Genomic DNA, 19,984 nt, shown 5'->3' with positions numbered 1-19,984 from the left:
ATCATCCTGGCCAACATCCATCCACGATGGACATCAACCAAAGGAATCCGTCACAATCAATCCATGACGGGGTTGTGCATCATGCACTGGCTTTTAACACACTGTTGAGTTCTCAAGAAACGGACGCATTCATCCGATCGGGATTCACTTGCGGTGAATCCGACCCGGAGGCGCAATCTCGCTCTTCGCAACCTTATCAGCTTGGCCGATCCGTGTCAAATCCAGCGACTTGATCGAAACGGTTCAGATCTTCCAAGATTGTGCGCCCCGGTTCCGGGGCAACCCTCGTAACTTACCGTGGCATCCGGGCTGTGTCGAATCAACCGGTTTTTCGGTTGCGTCGGCGCGCCTGGAAACGACCCAGCCTGGAGCACGCCGAAGCGGCTCTGCCGAGTGGCTCGTTATTTCAAGGGGCTTGCCCTGGGGCCCGTCCGCCTGACCGGCGTCCGGCTCACTCCCGGGGCGAAGTGAAAGATTAGGTCGTGATCCGCGACACGTCAAATCGCCCCGCCTGAGGGTGTGAGGCGACGCTTCGGATATCGCGGGAATCCGCGCCGGCCTCAGGGGGAGCCACCGGGGTGAGCGGGCAATGGCTCAAGGCGGCATAGCCGTGCGCATGACCTGCTCCTCCAGTGCTGCGTCGGGCAGTGCTGCAACCGTGGATGCGGCCATAGCCAGGCGGCCCGACTGTGTGGCACGAGGTGCGGCGTGAGGTGGTTGGGCGGTGCGCACGTGACTGGGCAAGCGCCACCGTGACCAGTCGAAGCTAAGGCCGGGCAGCCAAGGGCCAGGAGCTGCGGGCTCGGGGAACAGCAGGCTCGGAGAACTGCAGGCTCGGGAAGCTCTTCGAGCCCGCTGCCGCCGTGGCATGGAGCAGGCGCCGTCAAGTGTCGTCGTCGCTTGGGCCTTCGCCCTTGAATGGGCGGCAGATGCCGGTTCCGGGGCGGGACCGGCGGGTTGCGACCCCCGTCAACTGAACTCAGGACATTGCGGCCGGGCTGCGGACACAGCCCCGGGCCGGTGGCTGGAGACGCGGTACGTGTCGTGGATGCGACTCAAGCGTGGACGCGGCTCAATGGTCGAGTGTGGGTGAGGGCTGTGCCGTTGCTGCTGGTGGGGTGGCGGGTCACAGTTCGGACGTGGTGCGGGTGATGGCTTCGTTGCAGCGGGCCAGCAGTCCGCGTAGCGCCGGCCGTTCCTCCTCTCTGAACTCCTCCGCGATCGCCAGGGGTGTGGTGAGCGCTCGACCAGGCCGTGGTCCTCCAGGTTCTTGAGGACCACGGCCATGGCCGTGGGTGTGACCAGGCACGCTCGGGCCGAGGCGGCCCCTGAGATCCCGGGCTGTCGGCGGGTGCGGACAGCGCGGCGTACTGGGGAACGGTCAGCCCGGCCGGCCCTACGGCCACCTGCTCGGTGCGCTTGCTGTGCAGGCCGAGTCGTTCCTCCACAGGCATCCCCGCACGAAGCCCAAGTGGGACTGACCTGACTGGTCAGAGCGCCAGAGAGGAGGTTGCGATGATTCCTGAAAGCCACCTCGATCTGCTGACCCGGCCGCTGTTCGCCCATCGGGCCACGATCGGGCCGGACGGGACGCTTAACGTGAATCCGGTGTGGGCGATCTGGGACGGGGAGTTCTTGCGGTTCACGACCACGACGGATCGCTGTAAGTGCCGGAATGTGATGGAAAATCCGCACCTCGCGGTCTCCATCAACGACCCCGAGGAGCCGTACCGTTACGTGGAGTCCCGTGGTGTGGTCGAGCGGGCCGAGCCGGATCCCTCGGGTGACTTCTTCGATGTGCCGGCCAGGCGCTACGGCCTGAGGTACGCAAGGCCGGTCGGCGATGCCGAGCGGCAGGTCGTGATCGTTATGAAGCCGACACGCACCACCCGGCAGTGACTTGGAGGTGAGCCGGCTTGGGTTCGGCGGCGCTCGGAGTGCGAGATCACTGTGGCTGGGCCGTGCTGGTGGCGGTGGGTGGCGGGCCCGCTGCGCCCGAGGTGCTGATGCGCGAGCGGGTGGCGCTGCTCGACGACCCTTCGCTGCCTGACCAGCCCTATCATGCTGCCGCCGGCCTCGATGCCGGGGCGGCGGGCGAGCTGATCGCCCGCGTGGAGCGGTCCGCTCGTACGGCGGCTCGTGAGGCCCTGGACGCTGCCGCGCTGAACCTGGCGCAGGCGGGGCACGACGTGCACGGTGTGGCTCTCGACCTGGGGGCGGTGGGCGCGGGGCGGATGACGATACCCGGTGACCTGACCGAGGTGCTGGCCAAGCACCACTACCTGCACGGCGCCGAGGGGGAGCTCTACCACGAGGCGCTGGCGGAGGCGGCGCGGGGCGCGGGGCTGGCGGTGAGCCGGTACGACTTCAAGCAGCTGCGTGACACTGCTGCCCGCGTGCTCGGACCTGGCGTGGTGGAGCGGGTGGACGGCCTGCGGACGCAGGTCGGCAGTCCCTGGACGCGCGATCACAAGGACGCCACGCTGGCCGCCCTGCTCGCGCTCGGCGGTGAGAAGCCGGCCTGACGCGGACGATGGTCGTGCCTGACAGAGACGATGGCCGGCCTGACAGAGACGATGGCCGCCCGACAGATGATGGCCGGCCTGACACAGACCGATGGGCGCCCGACAGACGATGGCGGCTGAAGGACGATCGCGGCCCGGGCGATGGCGGCATGAAGCTGAGCGCCGTGCGAAAGTCGGCTGATCGTGTACGGAAGTCGGCGCGTAAAGGGCTGAGGCATGGACTCCGGAGCGGAGGTCGGAGGTCCGAGGTATCGCGGGTGTCCCCGGGGTGAAGGTGTCGGGACTTACGGGCTGTCACCGGGTTCCGGGCCCATCCCGATCAGGCAGCGACGCGAACCGCTCCAGCCAGCTCCGCGGCGATGTTCGAGAGCAGCTGGAGCCGGTCCCCCTGCTCGGCTGGCTCGTGCACCGCCTCCACCATCGCGGGGCGGCGGCTCGCGGTGCCGAAGGTGCGGTTCTGGAAGGCGTGCCGGCCGGCCTATGACGCGGGTCGGGGCGGCGTGGGTACGGGGCGGCGGTGGGTGAGCGGCTCGGCGTACGTGGCGGGGACGTGCCCGAGCTCGTGGCCGCCGACCTGGACGGTGCCCCGTCGGGTTGCGTACGGGCGATCACGCCGTACAGGTCGCAAACGATCACATTCGCCATGCGCGCGACCCTATGCCGCGTATCCTGCCCCGGTGACCACTGCCGCCACACTAGCTCCCCCTGCTCGCCCGGCCCAGCGTCTCCGCACGTCAACCCCCTGGTGGATGGCGTTGCTCGCCGGGGCCGCGGCGTTCTCGGGCACGGGCTCCGCCACCCTGAACGGCGACGAACTGGCCACCATCAGCTCCGCCTCCCGCTCGTTGCCGGAGATGTTCGAGCTGGCGCGGCACATTGACGGCCACTTCCTCCCGTACTACCTGTTCATGCACTTCTGGATGAAGCTGGGCACGGCGGAGCTGTGGCTGCGGTTGCCGTCGGCGGTGGCGATCGGGGTGGCGGCGTGGTTCCTGGTCGACCTGGGGCGGCGGTTGCACAGCACTCGTGCGGGCGTGATCGCCGCCGCCGTGTTCGCGATCCTGCCCTCGGTGTCCTACTACGGGGCTTTCGCCAGGTCTTATGCGTTCGCCGCGGCAGCGGTGGTGTTCTCGTTCTGGGCGTTGCACCGGGCGATCGAGCGGGCCGACGGGCGGCGGTGGGTGGTGTACGGGGTGGCGGTGGCGCTCGTGTGCTCCACGCACCTGTTCGCGGTGCTCGTCCTGCCTGCCCAGCTGCTGCTGGTGCGGCGGGTGGCGGTGGGGCGGATGGCGGTCGCGCTGGCCGTCGGATGTGTGCCGGCCGCCGTGCTGGGGCTGATCGGGTTCGGCGAGCGGCACGCGATCAGCTGGATCCCGCAGCGCGGGCCCGAGGTGTGGCTGAAGTTCCCCAAGATGGCGGCGGGGGCGAACGCGCTGGGCCTGGCCCTGTTCGCGCTGGCGCTGGCCGGGGCGGTGCTGCTGTGGCGGGCTCGGCGAGACGACGGCGTGTGGGCGTTCGTGCTGGTGGGCTGGCTGGTGCTGCCGCCGGTGCTGCTGCTGGCGGTGTCGCAGCTGGTGACGCCGGTGTACGTGGACCGCTACCTCTTCGTGACAGCCCCGGCGCTGGCGCTCCTGGCGGGGCTGGCGGTGGCCTGCCTGCCCCGGTTCCACGTGGTGGCGGGGGTGCTGGTCGTCGCGCTCGGGTGCGCGCTGGCCGTTCCCGAGCACGTGGAGGTACGGGAGGAGAACGGGCGGTTCGAGAACATCCCCTGGGCCCTGCGGGTGATCAAGGCCGAACCGGACGACGCGATCGTGTACGGGCAGAGCCACTTGCGTACGGGGTTCGATTACTACGCGGATTCCCTGATGCCGGTGGATGTCCTGCGGTCGGGGGATTCGCCCGATCCTGATGGGTTCGGGTACCCGGAGCGGTCCGATGTCTCGGGCGTGCTGGAGGGGCGCGAGCGGGTTTGGGTCGTGTGGCGGGGGACGAAGCAGTCGGGGCTGGAGGGCGACTCCGTGGCCCGGGTGGGGGAGGTGGAGCGGGCGGGGTTCGAGCTCAGCTCGGCCAAGCACTCGGGCGATCTGCCGGGGATGACGGTGGCGTTGTTCACGCGTCAGGGAACTGCTGGTTGACCGGCAGGACCACCGGCACGGCCGCCGCCGCCCCGAGAGCGGGGGCGATCGTCGTCCGGTAGGTCCGCGGCCGACAGCATGCCTGGAGTATCACGCGAAAGCGGGCCCCTCGCCCCGCGAAAGGCCCGCTCGCGTCGAACAGGTGAGGGTCAGGCGACCTCGACGCCGCCGATCGACTTCTTGCCGCGCCGCAGGACCATGAACCGCCCGGCCAGCAGGTCGTCGGCGACCGGCACGTAGGACTCGTCGGTGATCTTGCGGTTGTTGAGGTACGCCCCGCCCTCCTTGACCGCCCGACGGGCCGCCGACTTGGACTCGACCAGGCCGCTGTCGGCCAGCAGGTCCACGAACGACACGCCGAGCTCGGGGACGGTGGCCTTGGGCACCTCGGCCAGCGCGGCCGCCAGGGTGGCGGCCGGCAGCTCCTCCAGCGAGCCCTGGCCGAACAGCGCCTTGGAGGCGGCCACCACCGCGTCCAGCTCGGCGCGGCCGTGGAGCAGCTCGGTGAGGTCCTCGGCCAGCGTGCGCTGGGCCTCGCGGGCGAAGGGGCGTTCGGCGACGGCCTTCTCCAGCGCCTCGATCTCCTCACGGCTTCGGAACGTGAACACCTTGAGGTAGTGGATCACGTCGCGGTCGTCGGAGTTGAGGAAGTACTGGTAGAAGGCGTACGGGGAGGTCATCGCGGGGTCGAGCCAGAGCGCGCCGCCCGCGGTCTTGCCGAACTTGGTGCCGTCGGCCTTGGTGATCAGCGGCTGGGTGAGGACGTGGACGTGCCCGCCCTCGACGCGGCGGATCAGGTCGGCGCCCGCGGTGATGTTGCCCCACTGGTCGCTGCCGCCGATCTGCAGCGTGCAGTCGTAGCGGCGGTAGAGCTCGAGGTAGTCGTTGGACTGCAGGATCTGGTAGCTGAACTCGGTGTAGCTGAGCCCCTCGCCGGCCAGGCGCGCGGAGACCGACTCCCTGGCCAGCATGCGGTTGACCGGGAAGTGCTTGCCGATGTCGCGCAGGAAGTCGATGGCGCTCAGCTCGCCGGTCCAGTCGAGGTTGCTGACCAGGCGCGCCGGGTTCGCCTCGGCGTCGAAGTCGAGGAACCTGCCGACCTGGCCGCGCAGGCGCTCCACCCACTCGGCGACGATCTCGGAGGAGTTGAGCGAGCGCTCGGTGTTGCGGCCGCTCGGGTCGCCGATCAGGCCGGTGGCGCCGCCGACCAGGCCGATCGGGTTGTGCCCGGCGAGCTGGAGGCGGCGCAGCGTCAGCAGCGGCACGAAGTGGCCGATGTGCAGCGACGGCGCGGTGGGGTCGAAACCGGAATAGACCGTGATCGGACCCTTGGCCATGGACGCGCGCAGGGCGTCGAGGTCGGTGGACTGGGCGATCAGACCTCGCCACGCGAGGTCGTCGATGATGTCGGTCACGGTGATCTGGCTTCCCTGGGTCGGAGGACGGTGCCTTTAGCCTGCCCGATCGGTGCGCATGCGCGCCACTTGGATACGTCCACCTGGATAGGGTGGGTGCCCATGTGGAGGGTCCGTCGTGAGCTGGCCGTTTTCAAGATCTTAGGGGCTCTGGTGTGTGCCGGGCTCGCCGTTTACTGGTGGGTTGAGGGCGATTTTCGCGGCGTAATCCTGGCTGTCCCGGCTGCCGTGCTGGTGGGCGGGATGGGGCTGCGTGACCTGCTGGTCCCCGTACGCCTGGCGGCCGACGAGAGCGGCATCACCGTGGTGCACGGGTTCGCGGGCAGGCGGCACGTGCCGTGGGAGTCGATCTGGGACATCAAGGTGGACGTACGCCGGCGGTGGGGTCTGCGCAGCGAGATGCTGGAGATCGACACCGGCGACAACCTGCACATCTTCAGCCCTCACGAGCTGGGCACCTCCCCCACTGAGGTGGCCGCGGTGCTGCGGCGGCGGGGCACGTGAGCACGATACGGCGAGACGGTCGGGTCGCCGTCGATCCAGAACCGCCACGGGGTGTCCTTGGCCGTCGACACGCCGGTGCGCGGTCCTGACCTGATCGTCGCCGGATCCGCGGGCCGGCCCTGCCGCATGGTGGCCGACTCGCGCGGGCGGCCGGTGGGCGAGCCTTCGAGGATGGCGTCGAGGCCGTTGTGCTCGCGCAGCAGGCCGAGGGCCACCGCCAGCCGGGCCGGGCCGCGGGCCAGGTCACGGTCCGCGACAGGCCGGGCGGCCGAGCGGCGGGCGCGCGCCAGCTCCGTGCCCGCCACCACCTCGCCCGCCCGCAGCAGCACGGCCGAGCCGGAGCCCTCGGGCAGGCACACGAGGTTCGCGCAGAAGTGCATGCCGTAGGTGAAGTACACGTACAGGTGGCCCGGCGGGCCGAACATCACCGCGTTGCGCGGCGTCCGGCCCCGGTAGGTGTGCGCCGCCGGGTCCTCGCCCGGGCCGCCGTACGCCTCGATCTCGGTCAGGCGCACGGCGACGGCGCCGTGCACGAGCACGCGCCCGAGCAGTTCGGGCGCCACCTCGTGCGACGGCCGGTCGAAGAAGCTCCGCGGCACCGCGGCGGAGCTCAGCTCCCCGCTGCCCATGCCGCCTGCGTGTCGACCGCCTCCCGCAGCGCGATGAGCTGGTCGCGGACGCGGTCGGGCGCGGTGCCGCCGTGGGCCCTGCGGGCGGCCAGGGCGCCGGGCACGCTGAGCACGTCGCGCACGTCGGGGGTCAGGTGCGGCGACACCTTGACCAGCTCGTCGTCCGTCAGCTCGCCGAGGTCCTTGTCGTTGACCTGGCACCACACCACGAGGTGGCCGACGGCCTCGTGCGCCTCGCGGAACGGCACCCCGCGCCGCACCAGCAGCTCGGCCAGGTCGGTGGCCAGCGCGAACCCGTCGGGGGCCGAGGCCTCCATGCGGGCCGTGTTGATCCGCATGGTGGCGACCAGGCCGGCCATCGCGGGCAGGACCAGCAGGAGCGTGTCGACGGAGTCGAACACCGGCTCCTTGTCCTCCTGCAGGTCGCGGTTGTAGGTGAGCGGGAGGCCCTTGAGCGTGGTGAGCAGCGACATCAGGTTGCCGATGAGGCGCCCGGACTTGCCGCGGGCCAGCTCGGCGACGTCGGGGTTCTTCTTCTGCGGCATGATCGACGAGCCGGTGGAGTAGGCGTCGTCCATCTCGATCCAGCGGAACTCCTGCGAGGCCCACAGGACGATCTCCTCGCCCAGCCGCGACAGGTGCACGCCGATCATGGCCGCGTCGAACAGGAACTCGGCGGCGAAGTCGCGGTCGGCGACGGCGTCCATCGAGTTGGGCGCGGCGGCGGAGAAGCCCAGCTCCTCGGCCACGGCCCGCGGGTCGAGCGGGAGCGAGGAACCCGCCAGCGCGCCGGCACCGAGCGGAGAGATCGCGGCGCGCTTGTCCCAGTCGATGAGCCGGTCGATGTCGCGGGCGAAGGCGTGCACGTGGGCCAGGAGCTGGTGGCCGAACGAGACCGGCTGCGCGTGCTGCAGGTGCGTCATGCCGGGCGCGGCCGTGTCGGCGTGCTGCTCGGCCTGGGCCATCAGCGCGGTCTCCAGCTCGACCAGGCGGGAGACGACCGTGCGGGCGTGGTCGCGGAGGTAGAGGCGCAGGTCGGTGGCGATCTGGTCGTTGCGCGAGCGGCCGGCGCGGAGCTTGCCGCCGAGCGTGCCGAGCCGCTCCAGCAGGCCGCGCTCCAGCGCGGTGTGCACGTCCTCGTCGGCGACCGTCGGCCGGAACTCGCCCGCCTTGCAGGCGCGCTCCAGGTCGTCGAGCGCGCCGATCATGCGCTCGAGCTCCTCGTCGCTCAGCAGCCCCGCCCTGTGCAGCACGCGGGCGTGCGCCCTGGACGCCGCCAGGTCGTACGGCACCAGCCGCCAGTCGAAGTGGACGCTCACCGACAGCCGGGCCAGCGCGTCGGACGGGCCGCTCTCGAAGCGTCCGCCCCACAGCCGCATCGGCTTGCCATCACTCACCGTCGTATCCTCCATCATGTTTCTGTTGATCGCGCCCGCTTAGGTGCCCGGTGGCACCATGCCCGGCGATCTCCCCCCGAGCTCCTCGCTCCGGCGCGACCATAGTGCAAGTCAGCCCTTCTTCGCGTCGCGCGCGGCCGCGATCTTAGCGGGAAGGGAGAAGAGCTGGACGAAGCCCTTGGCCAGCGACTGGTCGAAGGTGTCGCCGGTGTCGTACGTGGCGAGCGAGAAGTCGTACAGGGAATCCTCGGAGCGGCGGCCGGTCACGGTCGCGCAGCCGCCGTGCAGGGTCATCCTGACGTCGCCGTTGACGTGCTTCTGCGCGTCGGCGATCAGGGCGTCGAGGGCGTCCTTGAGCGGCGAGAACCACAGGCCGTCGTAGACGAGCTCGCTCCAGCGCTGGTCCACGCCGCGCTTGAAGCGGGCCAGGTCGCGTTCGACGGTGACGTTCTCCAGCTCCATGTGCGCGGAGATCAGCGCGACGGCGCCCGGCGCCTCGTACACCTCGCGCGACTTGATGCCGACCAGGCGGTCCTCGACCATGTCGATCCGGCCCACGCCCTGGGCTCCGGCGCGCCGGTTGATCTCGTCGATGATCTGGTACGGCGTGAGCGCGCGCCCGTCGACCTTGACCGGCACGCCGCGCTCGAACGTGATCACGACCTCGTCGGCCTCGCGCGGCTCCTTCGGGTCGGCGGTGTAGGAGTAGACCTCTTCGGTGGGGCCGTTCCAGATGTCCTCGAGGAAGCCGGTCTCGACGGCGCGGCCCCAGAGGTTCTGATCGATGGAGAACGGGTTCTTCTTCGACGTCTCGATGGGCAGGCCCTTGGCCTCGGCGTACTCGATGGCCTTGTCGCGCGTCCAGGCGAAGTCCCTGGCGGGCGCGATGACCCGCAGGTCGGGGGCCAGCGCGGCCAGGCCGGCCTCGAAGCGGACCTGGTCGTTGCCCTTGCCGGTGCAGCCGTGGGAGACGATCGTGCCGCCGAACTGCTTGGCCGCCGTCACCAGGTGCTTGACGATGAGCGGGCGCGAGAGCGAGGACACCAGCGGGTAGCGGTCCATGTAGAGGGCGTTCGCCTGCAGGGCGGGCACGCAGAAGTCGGCGGCGAACTCCTCCCTGGCGTCCACGACGACCGACTCGACCGCGCCGCAGTCCATGGCCCGCTTCTGGATCGCCTCCATGTCCTCGCCGCCCTGGCCGAGGTCCACGGCGACGGCGACGACCTCGGCGTTCATCTTCTCGGCAAGGTACGGGATGGCGACCGAGGTGTCGAGACCGCCTGAGTACGCGAGGACTACTCTTTCCGACATTTCATATTCTCCCTGGACTGAGGCTTCTAGCTGCGCCGATCCGCGACCTTCAGCAGCGCGTCGGCGACGACCTGCCCGCCCGTCGGATCGCGGCTGATGACGAGGATCGTGTCGTCACCCGCCACCGTGCCGAGGATCGACTCCCAGTCGGCGTGGTCGATGGCGGAGGCGAGGAACTGGGCCGCACCAGGAGGGGTTCGCACGATGACCAGGTTCGCCGACGCCTCGGCCGCGACCAGCAGCTCCTCCGCGATGCGGTGCAACCGGGCGTCGGGGGACTCGCCGCCGCTGCCCAGCCGGGTGAGCGGGATCCGGCCGCCGCCCTCGCCGGGCAGGGCGTACACGAGCGAGCCGTCGTCGGCGCGCAGCTTGAGCGCGCCGAGCTCGTCGAGGTCCCGCGAGAGCGTGGCCTGGGTGACCTCGACGCCGCTCTCGGCCAGCAGCTTGGCCAGCTCGGGCTGGGAGCGCACGGCCTTCCGCTGCAGCAGATCGGTGATCTTCGCCTGCCGCGCGGCCTTGGTCATCGGGATCGTCATCGTCGGGTGACCAACCAGTGGAGCAGGGCCTTCTGGGCGTGCAGCCGGTTCTCCGCCTGATCCCACACCACGCTCCGCGGGCCTTCGAGGACCTCGGTGGTGATCTCGTACTCGCGGTAGGCGGGCAGGCAGTGCAGCACGATCGCGTCGGGCGCGGCGTGCTCGATCAGCTCGGAGTTCACCTGGTACGGCATGAGCGCGGCCACCCGCTCCTCCTTGCCGTCCTGGCCCATCGAAACCCACGTGTCTGTGGCGATCACATGGGCGCCCTCGGCGGCGGCCGCCGGATCGGACAGCGCGACGACCGAGCCGCCCGTCCTGGCGGCGATGGCCGCGGCCCGGTCGAGGACGACCGCGTCGGGCTGGTAGCCGGCCGGGGCGGCGACGCGTACGTGCATGCCCGCGGTGACACCGCCGAGCAGGTAGGAGTGGGCCATGTTGTTGGCGCCGTCGCCCACGTACGTGAGCGTGACCCCGGCCGTCCTGCCCAGCCGCTCCCGGACGGTCTGCAGGTCGGCGAGGATCTGGCAGGGGTGGAACTCGTCGGTGAGCGCGTTGACGACCGGCACCCGGGAGTGGGCGGCCATCTCGTCGATCCGCTCCTGGCCGGTGGTCCGCCAGACGATGGCGGAGACCTGCCGGTCGAGAACCCTGGCGAGGTCGGCGGGCGGCTCGCCGCGGCCCATGAGCACCGTGACGTTGTCCACGATCAGCGGCAGGCCGCCGAGCTCGCCGATGCCGGTGTGGAAGGAGACGCGGGTCCTGGCGGACGGCTTGTCGAACAGGACGGCGACGCTCCGCGGGCCCTCGAAGGGGCGGTAGCCGAACCTGTCCTTCTTCATGGCGGCCGCGAGGTCGAGGACCTCCGCCTGCTCGGCCGGCGTGAGATCGTCGTCTCGCAGGAAGTGCCTGGGCTGCGCCGAGTCCGCGCTGTGCCCAATATGCGCCGAGTCCGCGCTGTGCCCAATATGCGCCGAGTCCGCGCTGTGCCCAATATGCGCCGAGTCCGCGCTGTGCCCGGTCACTTGGCCGCCTCCGCGAGGATCGCCGGGAAGGCCGCCACGAACGCGTCCACCTCGCCGGCCGTGACGACCAGGGGCGGCGCGATGCGTACGGCGTCGGGCTGCAGGGCGTTGACCAGGAAGCCGGCGTCCGCGGCCGCCTTCTGGACCTCGGCCGAGCGGGGCTCGGCCAGCACCGCGGCCAGCCACAGGCCCCGCCCGCGCACGCCCTTCAGCAGCGGATGGCCGGCCGCCTCCAGACCCGTGCGCAGGCGGGCCGCGACCGACTTGACGTGGTCGAGGTCGAGGTTGCCCAGCACGGCCAGCGCCGCGGCGCAGGAAACCGGGTTCCCGCCGAACGTGGAGCCGTGGTCACCCTTCTCGAACAGCTTGCCCGCGTCGCCGAACCCGACGCACGCGCCGATCGGCAGCCCGCCGCCCAGGCCCTTGGCCAGGGTGAGGATGTCGGGGACGACGCCGTCGGCCTGGTGGGCGAACCAGTGGCCGGTGCGGCCGATGGCCGACTGGATCTCGTCGGCCACCAGCAGGGCGCCGGTCGAGTCGCAGATCTCGCGGGCCGCCTCGAAGTAGCCCTCGGGCGGCGGGACCACGCCGGCCTCGCCCTGCGTGGGCTCCAGGAAGACCGCGATGCAGTCGCCGGTGACGGCGTCCTTGAGCGCGTCGGCGTCGCCGTACGGGACGAAGCGCACCTCGACCGGGAACGGGCCGAACTGGTCGCGGATGGCCTTCTTGCCCGTCAGGGACAGGGCGCCGATGGTGCGGCCGTGGAAGCCGTTCTCGGCGGCCACGAAGTAGGAGCGGCCCTCGCGCCTGCCGTACTTGAGCGCCAGCTTGTACGCGGCCTCGTTCGCCTCGGTGCCGGAGTTGGCGAAGAAGATCCGGGCGGGGGCGTTCAGCAGGGTGAGCAGCTTCTCGGCGAGCAGCACCTCGGGCTCGTGCAGGAACAGGTTGCTGGTGTGCGCGATCGTGGCGACCTGCGTGGAGACGGCCTCGACGAGGGCGGGGTGGGCGTGCCCGAGCGAGCTGGTCGCGATGCCGGCGATGAAGTCGAGGTATTCCTTGCCGTCCACGTCCCAGACGCGGGTGCCCTCGCCTCGTGCCAGGGCGACCGGGGGGACGCCGTAGTTGGGCATGAAAGCGGTCTCGAACCTCTCGAACAGGCTCATGAGGGCATCACCATCGTTCCGATTCCTTCATTGGTGAAGATCTCCAGCAGCAGTGAATGGGGCACGCGGCCGTCGAGCACGTGGGCCTGGGGCACCCCGCCCTGCACGGCCGTCAGGCACGCCTCCATCTTGGGCACCATGCCGCTGGACAGTGTGGGCATCATCGCCGCGAGCTCGTCGGCGGTGAGCAGGTCGATCACGTCGGTGTCGTCGGGCCAGTTGGCGTACAGGCCCTCGACGTCGGTCAGCACGATCAGCTTCTGCGCCTTGAGGGCCACGGCCAGCGCGGCGGCGGCGGTGTCGGCGTTGACGTTGTAGATCTCGCCGTCGTCGCTCCGCGCCACGCTGGAGATGACCGGGATGCGGCCGTTGTCGAGCAGGGCGTGCACCGCGCCCGGATCGACCTTGATGATCTCGCCGACCTGGCCGATGTCCACCGGCTCGCCGTTCACGACGGCGTGCTTGCGCACGGCCGTGAACAGGTGGGCGTCCTCGCCGGACATGCCGACGGCGAACGGGCCGTGCCGGTTGACCAGGCCCACGATGTCGCGGTTGACCTGGCCCGTGAGCACCATCCTGACGACCTGCATGGCCTCGGGAGTGGTGACCCGCAGCCCGGCGGTGAACGTGGACTCGATGCCCGCCTTGTCCAGCGCGCTGCTGATCTGCGGGCCGCCGCCGTGCACGACGACCGGGCGCAGACCCGTCTGGTGCAGGAAGACCACGTCCTCGGCGAAGCCCTCCTTGAGAGCCTCCTCGGTCATGGCGTTGCCGCCGTACTTGATCACGATGGTCGCGCCGTGGAAGCGGGTCAGCCAGGGCAGCGCCTCGATCAGCGCCTCCGCCTTGCTCTGGGCGGTGGTGAGCCTCATGAGGAGTACGCCGAGTTCTCGTGGACGTAGTCGGCCGTCAGGTCGGTGGTGTGCACCGTCGCGGTGTGCGGGCCGGCGGACAGGTCGATGGTGATCGTCACGTCCCGGCCGCGCATGTCCACCTTGGACCGGTCGTCGCCGACCGCGCCGCCCCGGCAGATCCAGATGCCGTTGATGGCCACGTTGAGCCGGTCGGGCTCGAACACCGCGTCGGTGGTGCCGACGGCGGCCAGGACGCGGCCCCAGTTGGGGTCCTCGCCGTGGATGGCGCACTTGAGCAGGTTGGAGCGGGCCACCGAGCGGCCGACCTTGACCGCGTCGTCCTCGGAGGCCGCGCCGACCACCTCGATGGCGATGGCCTTGGAGGCGCCCTCGGCGTCCACCAGCAGCTGCCTGGCCAGGTCGGCGCAGACCTCGGTGACCTTCTGCTCGAACTCGGCCAGGTCCGGCCGCACCCCGGAGGCGCCGCTGGCCAGCAGGAGCACGGTGTCGTTGGTGGACATGCAGCCGTCGGTGTCGAGCCGGTCGAACGTCAAGGCCGTGGCCCTGCGCAGCGCGGCGTCCAGCTCCTCGCTGGTCAGGTCGGCGTCGGTGGTGATCACGCAGAGCATGGTGGCCAGGGCGGGGGCGAGCATGCCGGCGCCCTTGGCCATCCCGCCGACCATGTAGCCGCCGGCCCGCTTGAAGGAGATCTTCGAGACGGTGTCGGTGGTGCGGATCGCGTCGGCCGCGGCCAGGCCGCCGTCGCGGGAGAGCTGGCCCGCGGCGGTCTCGACGCCGGCCAGCAGCTCCTCCATCGGCAGCCGCTCGCCGATCAGGCCGGTCGAGCAGATCGCGATCTCGCCCGCGGAGTCCTCGAGCAGGTCGGCCGCCTTCTCGGCGGTGGCGTGGGTGTCCTGGAAGCCCTCGGGGCCGGTGCAGGCGTTGGCGCCGCCGGAGTTGAGCACCACCGCTCGCAGCCGCCCGCCCGCCAGGACCTGCTGCGACCACAGCACGGGGGCGGCCTTCACGCGGTTGGCGGTGAAGACGCCCGCGGCGGCGCGGCTGGGCCCGTCGTTGACGACGAGGGCCAGGTCGCGGGCGCCGCCGGATTTGATCCCGGCGGCAACGCCCGCGGCCCTGAACCCCAGGGGGGCGGTAACGCTCATGGTGCGACTCCTGTCGTAGGAAGGCCGAGCTCTTCCGGCAGGCCGAGGGCGAGGTTCACGCTCTGGAGGGCGCCCCCGGCGGTGCCCTTGGTGAGGTTGTCGATGGCGATGACGGCGACCACGCGGCCCGCGCGCTCGTCGAGCGTCACCTGAAGGGCGGCGGTGTTGGCGCCGTAGGTCATGGAGGTGGCCGGCCAGGTGCCCTCGGGCAGGAGCCGGACGAACGGCTCGCCCTTGAGCGCGACCTCGTACGCCGAGCGCAGCGACTCCCTGGTCACCCCGGGGGCGGCGGGCGCGCTGCAGGTGGCGAGGATGCCCCGGCTCATGGGGGCCAGCGTCGGGGTGAACGACACGCGTACGGGCGTGCCCGCGACGGCCGACAGGCCCTGCTCCATCTCGGGGGTGTGCCGGTGCACGCCGCCCACGCCGTAGGCGCTCACCGAGCCCATGACCTCGCTGCCGAGCAGGTTGGGCTTGAGCGACCTGCCGGCGCCGCTGGTGCCGCTGGCGGCCACCACGACCACGTCGGGGCCGGCCAGCCCGGCGGCGAACGCGGGCGCCAGGGCGAGCAGGACCGAGGTGGGGTAGCAGCCGGGGACCGCGATGCGGCGGGCCGTCCTGAGGACCTCGCGCTGGCCGGGCAGCTCGGGCAGGCCGTAGGGCCAGGTGCCGGCGTGGTCGCCGCCGTAGAACTCCTGCCAGGCGGCCGGGTCGGCGAGCCGGTGGTCGGCGCCGCAGTCGACCACGATCGTCTCGGCGCCGAGCTGCGCGGCGACGGCGGCGGAATGGCCGTGCGGCAGGGCCAGGAAGACCACGTCGTGCCCGGCGAGCGCGTCGGCCGTGGTGTCCTCGATGACACGGTCGGCCAGTTGCGGCAGGTGGGGCTGGTGCGCGCCGAGGAGGCTGCCCGCACTGGAGGCGGCGGTGAGCGCGCCGATCTCGAACTCGGGATGGCCGAGCAGGAGGCGCAGCAGCTCACCCCCCGCGTAGCCGCTGGCTCCCGCGATCGCTGCCCTCAATTCGAACCCCTCCTGCATGATTATGCATCAACACTCATGACCTTGCTTGTGAAGATGATGCACTTTGGAGGATGAACATGCAAGCCGGGAGGGAGCCGAGGACCGGAACGTGAGACTTGTCACCCGCAGGTGAGCTCCAAGAACAGGCGGCCAGGATGGGGGTCATGACCGAATTCCTGTCCGATCTGAGCGCCCCTACACGCGGCAGGGGGCCTGGGCCGTCCGGCCGGATCGTGCTCGTCCTGCTGTGGCTGGGGATCTGCATGCTGCCGATGGTGCTCGCGGTCGGGGAGCTGGAGCTGGCGGCGGGACGGGCCGGCACGCCGGGGACGCTGCGCGTCGTCTCGTGCGAGGACCTGGGCGAGGGCCGGTACGACTGCCGCGGGAGGTTCACGCCCGACTCCGGCGAGGCGGTCGTGGAGGTGGCCGCGTCGCCCGACTCGGAGGCCGGCGACGTGCTGCGGGCCCGGCTCACGCCCGAGGGCGACCGGGCCGTGCCGGCGGGCACCAGGGGCGTGCTGGCGGCGTTGGCGCTGCCGGGGGCCGGGCTGGCGGGGCTGGGGTTCCTGCCGTACGTGGTCATGTACTGGCTGGGCGCGCGCAGGGGGCGCCGGGCCGCCGTGACCGGAGGGGTCCTGGTCACGGCGGCCGGAGGCGTGCTGGCGGTGGTCGGTATGGTGGCGGCCGGCTCCTAACGCAGGAAGGCCGCCGCCACGCCGGCGTCCACCGGGACGTGCAGGCCCGTGGTGTGGGTGAGGTCGCTCGCCGTGAGCGCGAAGACGGCGTTGGCCACGTGCTCGGGCAGGACCTCGCGCTTGAGCAGGGTCCGCTGGGCGTAGAACTCGCCGAGCTTCTCCTCCTCCACCCCGTAGACGGCGGCGCGGTTGGCGCCCCAGCCGGAGGCGAAGATGCCGGAGCCGCGTACGACGCCGTCGGGGTTGACGCCGTTGACCCGGATGCCGTGGCCGCCCAGCTCGGCGGCGAGCAGGCGTACCTGGTGGGCCTGGTCGGCCTTGGCGGCGCCGTAGGCGACGTTGTTGGGGCCGGCGAAGACGGCGTTCTTGGAGGAGATGTAGACGATGTCGCCGCCCATGCCCTGGTCGATCATGACCTTGGCGGTCTCCCTGGACACCAGGAACGAGCCGCGCGCCATGACGTCGTGCTGCAGGTCCCAGTCGGCCGCCGTGGTCTCCAGGAGCGCCCTGGACAGCGACAGGCCGGCGTTGTTGACGACCAGGTCGACGCCGCCGAAGGCGAGCACGCCCGCGCGTACGGCCGCGGCGATCTGCTCCTCGGACGTGACGTCCACCCCGACGGCCACGGCGACGTCCGGCACCCGGTAGGCGCGCGCGCCGATCTCCGCGGCCACCTTCTCGGCGGCGGCCAGGTCGCGGTCGGCCACGATCACGCACGCGCCCTCGGCGGCCAGCCGGCGGGCGGTGGCGGCGCCGATGCCCGAGCCGCCGCCGGTCACCAGCGCGACGCGGGTGGCGAGGGGCTTGGGCTTCGGCATGCGGCGGAGCTTGGCCTCCTCCAGCTCCCAGTACTCGATGCGGAACTTCTCCGACTCGGGGATGGGGGCGTAGGAGGACACGGACTCGGCGCCGCGCATGACGTTGACGGCGTTGACGTAGAACTCGCCGGCCACCCGGGCGGTCTGCTTGTCCTTGCCGAAGGAGAACATGCCGACGCCCGGCACCAGCACGATCGCCGGGTCCGCGCCGCGCATGGGCGGCGAGTCGGGGGTGGCGTGCCGGTCGTAGTAGGCGGTGTAGTCGGCGCGGTAGGCGGCGTGCAGCTCGCGCAGCCGCTCGGCCACCCGCTCCAGCGGCGCGTCCGGTGGCAGGTCCAGCACCAGCGGCGCGACCTTGGTGCGCAGGAAGTGGTCGGGGCAGGACGTGCCCAGCGCCGCCAGCCTCGGGTGCTCGGCCCGCGAGACGAAGTCCAGCACCTCGGCGCTGTCGGTGTAGTGGCCGACCACGCGCACGTCGGTGGAGGCCAGGCCGCGCACGATCGGGAAGAGCGCGGCGGCCCGCTCGTGCCGCTCGGCCTCGCCGAGGGTCTGGTGGATCACCGGGCCGAACGGGTCGGGGCGGCCGTGCTCGGCGAGGTACGTCTCGGCGGTGCGGATGATCTCCAGCGAGCGGGCCTCGCACTCCTCGGAGGTCGAGCCCCACGCGGTGATGCCGTGGCCGCCCAGGACGCAGCCGATGGCCTGCGGGTTCGCCTCCTTGATGGCGGCGATGTCCAGGCCGAGCTGGAAGCCGGGCCGCCGCCACGGCACCCACACGACCCGGTCGCCGAAGACGCGCCCGGTCAGCTCCTCGCCGTCGGCGGCGGTGGCGATCGCGATGCCCGCGTCGGGGTGCAGGTGGTCCACGTGCCCGGCCTCGACCAGGCCGTGCATGGCGGTGTCGATCGACGGCGCGGCCCCGCCCTTGCCGTGCAGGCAGTAGTCGAAGGCGGCGACCATCTCGTCCTCGCGCTCGACGCCCGGGTAGACGCCCTTGAGCGCGCGCAGCCGGTCGAGGCGGAGCACGGCCAGGCCGGACTCCTTCAGCGTGCCGAGGTCGCCGCCCGAGCCCTTGACCCAGAGCAGCTCCACCTCCTCGCCGGTGACCGGGTCGGGCGCGGCGCCCTTGGCCGAGGTGTTGCCGCCCGCGAAGTTGGTGTTGCGCGGGTCGGCGCCCAGGCGGTGGGAGCGTTCGAGCAGTTCGTTCACGACGTCAGACATGGTGTTTCAGGCCCCCCAGCCGGCCTGCTCGCCGCCGACCCGGTCGGCGGCGATCTTCTCGAAATATCCGGACCTGGCGTAGGCCGCCATCGGGTCGGGCGCCAGACCCATCTCCTGACGCAACTCCGCCAGCAACGGCCGCACGTCGGTGTTGTAGGCGTCCATGAACACCGCGTTCGCACCCAGCACATCACCCGCGGACTGAGCCGCGGCCAGCGCGTCCCGATCCACCAGCAACGCCTTGGCCGTCGCCTCCTGCACATTCATCACCGAACGGATCTGACCCGGGATCTTCGGCTCGATGTTGTGACACTGATCCAGCATGAACGCCACCTCATCGCGCAACCCGCCACCCCGGATCACCTCGAACATGATGCGGAACAACTGGAACGGATCCGCCGCCCCCACCATCAGATCGTCATCGGCGTAGAACCGCGAGTTGAAGTCGAACCCGCCCAGCTTGCCCTCCCGCAACAGGAACGCCACGATGAACTCGATGTTGGTCCCCGGCGCGTGATGACCCGTGTCCACCACCACCTGCGCCTTCGGCCCCAGCTTCACACAATGCGCGTAAGCCGTCCCCCAATCAGGCACGTCGGTGGCGTAGAAGGCCGGCTCGAACAGCTTGTACTCCAGCAGGAACCGCTGCCCCTCCCCCAACCGGCCATACACCCGCGCCAGCGACTCCGCCAGCCGATCCTGCCGGGCCCGCAGATCATCCTGACCCGGATAATTGATGCCGTCGGAGAACCACAGCTTCAACGTGTCCGAACCGGTGGCATCCATGATGTCCACACACTCCAGCAGATGATCGGTCGCCTTGCGGCGCACCCGCGCCTGCGGATGAGTGACACTGCCCAGCATGTAGTCGTCATCCTGGAACACGTTGGAATTGATCGCACCGATCCCCACACCCAGCTCACGCGCATGCCGAGCCAGATCGGCGTAATCATCCACCTTGTCCCACGGAATGTGCAGCGCCACCGTCGGCGCGATCCCGGTATACGCGTGCACCTGCGCCGCATCGGCCAGCTTCTCGTACGGATCCCGCGGCACCCCCCGCTGCGCGAAGACCTTGAACCGGGTGCCACTGTTGCCGAACGCCCAGGACGGCGTCTCGATGTGCTGTGCCCTCAGGGCGGCCTTGATGTCAGTCATTACTCCCCGATCAATCCAGGTGGAACACTTCGGTCAGCGGTGCCATGCCCTCGTCGGGGCGGCCGTCGAGGCCCTCGAAGTACGGCGCCATCTCGGCCTGCCAGCGGGCGTTGACCTCGGTCTCGGCCATGGCCTTCTGCGCGGCCTCGAAGTCGTCGGTCTCCAGGTAGCCCACGAGCAGGCCGTCTTCCCTGAGGAAGAGCGAGTAGTTGTGCCAGCCGGTGCGTGACAGCGCCTCTCGCATCTCCGGCCAGACCTCGCGGTGGCGTTCGCGGTACTCCGCCAGCCGCTCCGGGCGGACTTTCAGCAGGAAGCAGACGCGTTGCACTGCCACTCCCTTCAAAACGTTTTAATCCGTTGTGCAGGAAACTACGATTCCTGATGCTCGCTGTCAATGCACCGGCCGCCCCTGA

General features: G+C 70.8%; 18 protein-coding genes. 5 read left to right on the top strand and 13 right to left on the bottom strand.

Annotation, left to right across the window (positions count from 1 at the left end; translation table 11 throughout):
- Window positions 1-1,515 precede the first annotated feature (1,515 nt).
- The 3 genes from ACBJ59_RS11945 (at window position 1,516) to ACBJ59_RS11935 (ending at window position 4,660) form a co-directional block, all read left to right on the top strand.
- The gene (locus ACBJ59_RS11945; protein ID WP_375110207.1) at window positions 1,516-1,899 is read left to right on the top strand and encodes a PPOX class F420-dependent oxidoreductase; all 384 of its coding nucleotides are present in this window, start codon (window positions 1,516-1,518) and stop codon (window positions 1,897-1,899) included.
- Window positions 1,900-1,937: 38 nt separating this feature from the next.
- Complete coding sequence (locus ACBJ59_RS11940) at window positions 1,938-2,525, top strand: hypothetical protein (RefSeq protein WP_375110206.1); 588 nt, start codon at window positions 1,938-1,940, stop codon at window positions 2,523-2,525.
- Between the two features lie 749 nt (window positions 2,526-3,274).
- A complete protein-coding gene (locus ACBJ59_RS11935; protein ID WP_375110205.1) occupies window positions 3,275-4,660 on the top strand; it encodes a glycosyltransferase family 39 protein in 1,386 nt (461 codons plus the stop codon).
- Between the two features lie 149 nt (window positions 4,661-4,809).
- Here the strand turns inward: ACBJ59_RS11935 and tyrS are convergent, their stop codons facing one another.
- Window positions 4,810-6,075, bottom strand: a complete 1,266-nt coding sequence (gene tyrS, locus ACBJ59_RS11930) for a tyrosine--tRNA ligase (RefSeq protein ID WP_375110204.1) — start codon at window positions 6,073-6,075, stop codon at window positions 4,810-4,812.
- Window positions 6,076-6,318: 243 nt separating this feature from the next.
- Between tyrS and ACBJ59_RS11925 the strand changes: the two genes are divergently transcribed.
- Window positions 6,319-6,579, top strand: coding sequence for a PH domain-containing protein (locus ACBJ59_RS11925; RefSeq protein ID WP_375110203.1), 261 nt, complete (start codon window positions 6,319-6,321; stop codon window positions 6,577-6,579).
- On the opposite strand, the gene ACBJ59_RS11920 is transcribed toward ACBJ59_RS11925, so the two are convergent.
- The 9 genes from ACBJ59_RS11920 to argC all read right to left on the bottom strand — a co-directional run bounded on the left by ACBJ59_RS11920 (window position 6,519) and on the right by argC (window position 15,697).
- On the bottom strand, window positions 6,519-7,208 hold the full coding sequence (locus ACBJ59_RS11920) for a DNA-3-methyladenine glycosylase (protein WP_375110202.1): 690 nt from the start codon (window positions 7,206-7,208) through the stop codon (window positions 6,519-6,521). The two genes, ACBJ59_RS11925 and ACBJ59_RS11920, sit on opposite strands and share 61 nt — an antisense overlap.
- Complete coding sequence (argH, locus tag ACBJ59_RS11915) at window positions 7,190-8,620, bottom strand: argininosuccinate lyase (protein ID WP_375110226.1); 1,431 nt, start codon at window positions 8,618-8,620, stop codon at window positions 7,190-7,192. Before argH ends, ACBJ59_RS11920 begins: the two co-directional genes overlap by 19 nt.
- A gap of 96 nt (window positions 8,621-8,716) precedes the next feature.
- On the bottom strand, window positions 8,717-9,916 hold the full coding sequence (locus tag ACBJ59_RS11910; protein ID WP_375110201.1) for an argininosuccinate synthase: 1,200 nt from the start codon (window positions 9,914-9,916) through the stop codon (window positions 8,717-8,719).
- Between the two features lie 26 nt (window positions 9,917-9,942).
- Entirely contained in the window at window positions 9,943-10,452 is a 510-nt protein-coding gene (locus tag ACBJ59_RS11905) for an arginine repressor (protein ID WP_364137456.1), read from the bottom strand.
- Window positions 10,449-11,393, bottom strand: a complete 945-nt coding sequence (gene argF / locus ACBJ59_RS11900) for an ornithine carbamoyltransferase (RefSeq protein WP_375110225.1) — start codon at window positions 11,391-11,393, stop codon at window positions 10,449-10,451. The genes ACBJ59_RS11905 and argF overlap by 4 nt, the downstream gene beginning before the upstream one ends.
- An 80-nt stretch (window positions 11,394-11,473) precedes the next feature.
- Window positions 11,474-12,640: an acetylornithine transaminase gene (locus tag ACBJ59_RS11895; protein ID WP_375110200.1), complete on the bottom strand. Its 1,167-nt coding sequence runs from the start codon at window positions 12,638-12,640 to the stop codon at window positions 11,474-11,476.
- Complete coding sequence (gene argB / locus ACBJ59_RS11890; RefSeq protein WP_375110199.1) at window positions 12,637-13,512, bottom strand: acetylglutamate kinase; 876 nt, start codon at window positions 13,510-13,512, stop codon at window positions 12,637-12,639. The genes ACBJ59_RS11895 and argB overlap by 4 nt, the downstream gene beginning before the upstream one ends.
- Window positions 13,509-14,660, bottom strand: coding sequence for a bifunctional glutamate N-acetyltransferase/amino-acid acetyltransferase ArgJ (argJ, locus tag ACBJ59_RS11885; protein WP_375110198.1), 1,152 nt, complete (start codon window positions 14,658-14,660; stop codon window positions 13,509-13,511). The genes argB and argJ overlap by 4 nt, the downstream gene beginning before the upstream one ends.
- Window positions 14,657-15,697: an N-acetyl-gamma-glutamyl-phosphate reductase gene (gene argC, locus ACBJ59_RS11880; RefSeq protein ID WP_375110197.1), complete on the bottom strand. Its 1,041-nt coding sequence runs from the start codon at window positions 15,695-15,697 to the stop codon at window positions 14,657-14,659. The genes argJ and argC overlap by 4 nt, the downstream gene beginning before the upstream one ends.
- Before the next feature lie 146 nt (window positions 15,698-15,843).
- On the opposite strand from argC, the gene ACBJ59_RS11875 reads away from it, so the two are divergent.
- Window positions 15,844-16,374, top strand: coding sequence for a hypothetical protein (locus ACBJ59_RS11875; RefSeq protein ID WP_375110196.1), 531 nt, complete (start codon window positions 15,844-15,846; stop codon window positions 16,372-16,374).
- Here the strand turns inward: ACBJ59_RS11875 and ACBJ59_RS11870 are convergent.
- Genes ACBJ59_RS11870 through ACBJ59_RS11860 form a run of 3 tightly spaced genes read right to left on the bottom strand, consistent with a single transcriptional unit; the run spans window position 16,371 to window position 19,899 of the window.
- Window positions 16,371-18,413, bottom strand: coding sequence for a bifunctional aldolase/short-chain dehydrogenase (locus ACBJ59_RS11870; protein WP_375110195.1), 2,043 nt, complete (start codon window positions 18,411-18,413; stop codon window positions 16,371-16,373). The two genes, ACBJ59_RS11875 and ACBJ59_RS11870, sit on opposite strands and share 4 nt — an antisense overlap.
- Before the next feature lie 6 nt (window positions 18,414-18,419).
- Window positions 18,420-19,571: an L-rhamnose isomerase gene (gene rhaI / locus ACBJ59_RS11865; RefSeq protein WP_375110194.1), complete on the bottom strand. Its 1,152-nt coding sequence runs from the start codon at window positions 19,569-19,571 to the stop codon at window positions 18,420-18,422.
- A 10-nt stretch (window positions 19,572-19,581) separates the two neighbouring features.
- Complete coding sequence (locus tag ACBJ59_RS11860) at window positions 19,582-19,899, bottom strand: L-rhamnose mutarotase (protein ID WP_375110193.1); 318 nt, start codon at window positions 19,897-19,899, stop codon at window positions 19,582-19,584.
- Window positions 19,900-19,984: the final 85 nt, after the last annotated feature.

It is taken from the genome of Nonomuraea sp. MTCD27 (assembly GCF_041950495.1).
Classification (GTDB): Bacteria; Actinomycetota; Actinomycetes; order Streptosporangiales; family Streptosporangiaceae; genus Nonomuraea.
The sequence above is the reverse complement of the archived record's forward strand: the minus strand, read 5'-3'. Positions and strand labels throughout refer to the sequence as shown.

Coding starts and splice junctions, on each gene's coding strand:
- ACBJ59_RS11945 (WP_375110207.1), top strand. CDS start 1,516: ATGATTCCTGAAAGCCACCTCGATCTGCTGACCCGGCCGCTGTTCGCC.
- ACBJ59_RS11935 (WP_375110205.1), top strand. CDS start 3,275: ATGGCGTTGCTCGCCGGGGCCGCGGCGTTCTCGGGCACGGGCTCCGCC.
- ACBJ59_RS11925 (WP_375110203.1), top strand. CDS start 6,319: ATGGGGCTGCGTGACCTGCTGGTCCCCGTACGCCTGGCGGCCGACGAG.
- ACBJ59_RS11920 (WP_375110202.1), bottom strand. CDS start 7,208: ATGGGCAGCGGGGAGCTGAGCTCCGCCGCGGTGCCGCGGAGCTTCTTC.
- argH (WP_375110226.1), bottom strand. CDS start 8,620: ATGGAGGATACGACGGTGAGTGATGGCAAGCCGATGCGGCTGTGGGGC.
- ACBJ59_RS11910 (WP_375110201.1), bottom strand. CDS start 9,916: ATGTCGGAAAGAGTAGTCCTCGCGTACTCAGGCGGTCTCGACACCTCG.
- ACBJ59_RS11905 (WP_364137456.1), bottom strand. CDS start 10,452: ATGACGATCCCGATGACCAAGGCCGCGCGGCAGGCGAAGATCACCGAT.
- ACBJ59_RS11895 (WP_375110200.1), bottom strand. CDS start 12,640: ATGAGCCTGTTCGAGAGGTTCGAGACCGCTTTCATGCCCAACTACGGC.
- argB (WP_375110199.1), bottom strand. CDS start 13,512: ATGAGGCTCACCACCGCCCAGAGCAAGGCGGAGGCGCTGATCGAGGCG.
- argJ (WP_375110198.1), bottom strand. CDS start 14,660: ATGAGCGTTACCGCCCCCCTGGGGTTCAGGGCCGCGGGCGTTGCCGCC.
- argC (WP_375110197.1), bottom strand. CDS start 15,697: ATGCAGGAGGGGTTCGAATTGAGGGCAGCGATCGCGGGAGCCAGCGGC.
- ACBJ59_RS11875 (WP_375110196.1), top strand. CDS start 15,844: ATGACCGAATTCCTGTCCGATCTGAGCGCCCCTACACGCGGCAGGGGG.
- ACBJ59_RS11870 (WP_375110195.1), bottom strand. CDS start 18,413: ATGTCTGACGTCGTGAACGAACTGCTCGAACGCTCCCACCGCCTGGGC.
- rhaI (WP_375110194.1), bottom strand. CDS start 19,571: ATGACTGACATCAAGGCCGCCCTGAGGGCACAGCACATCGAGACGCCG.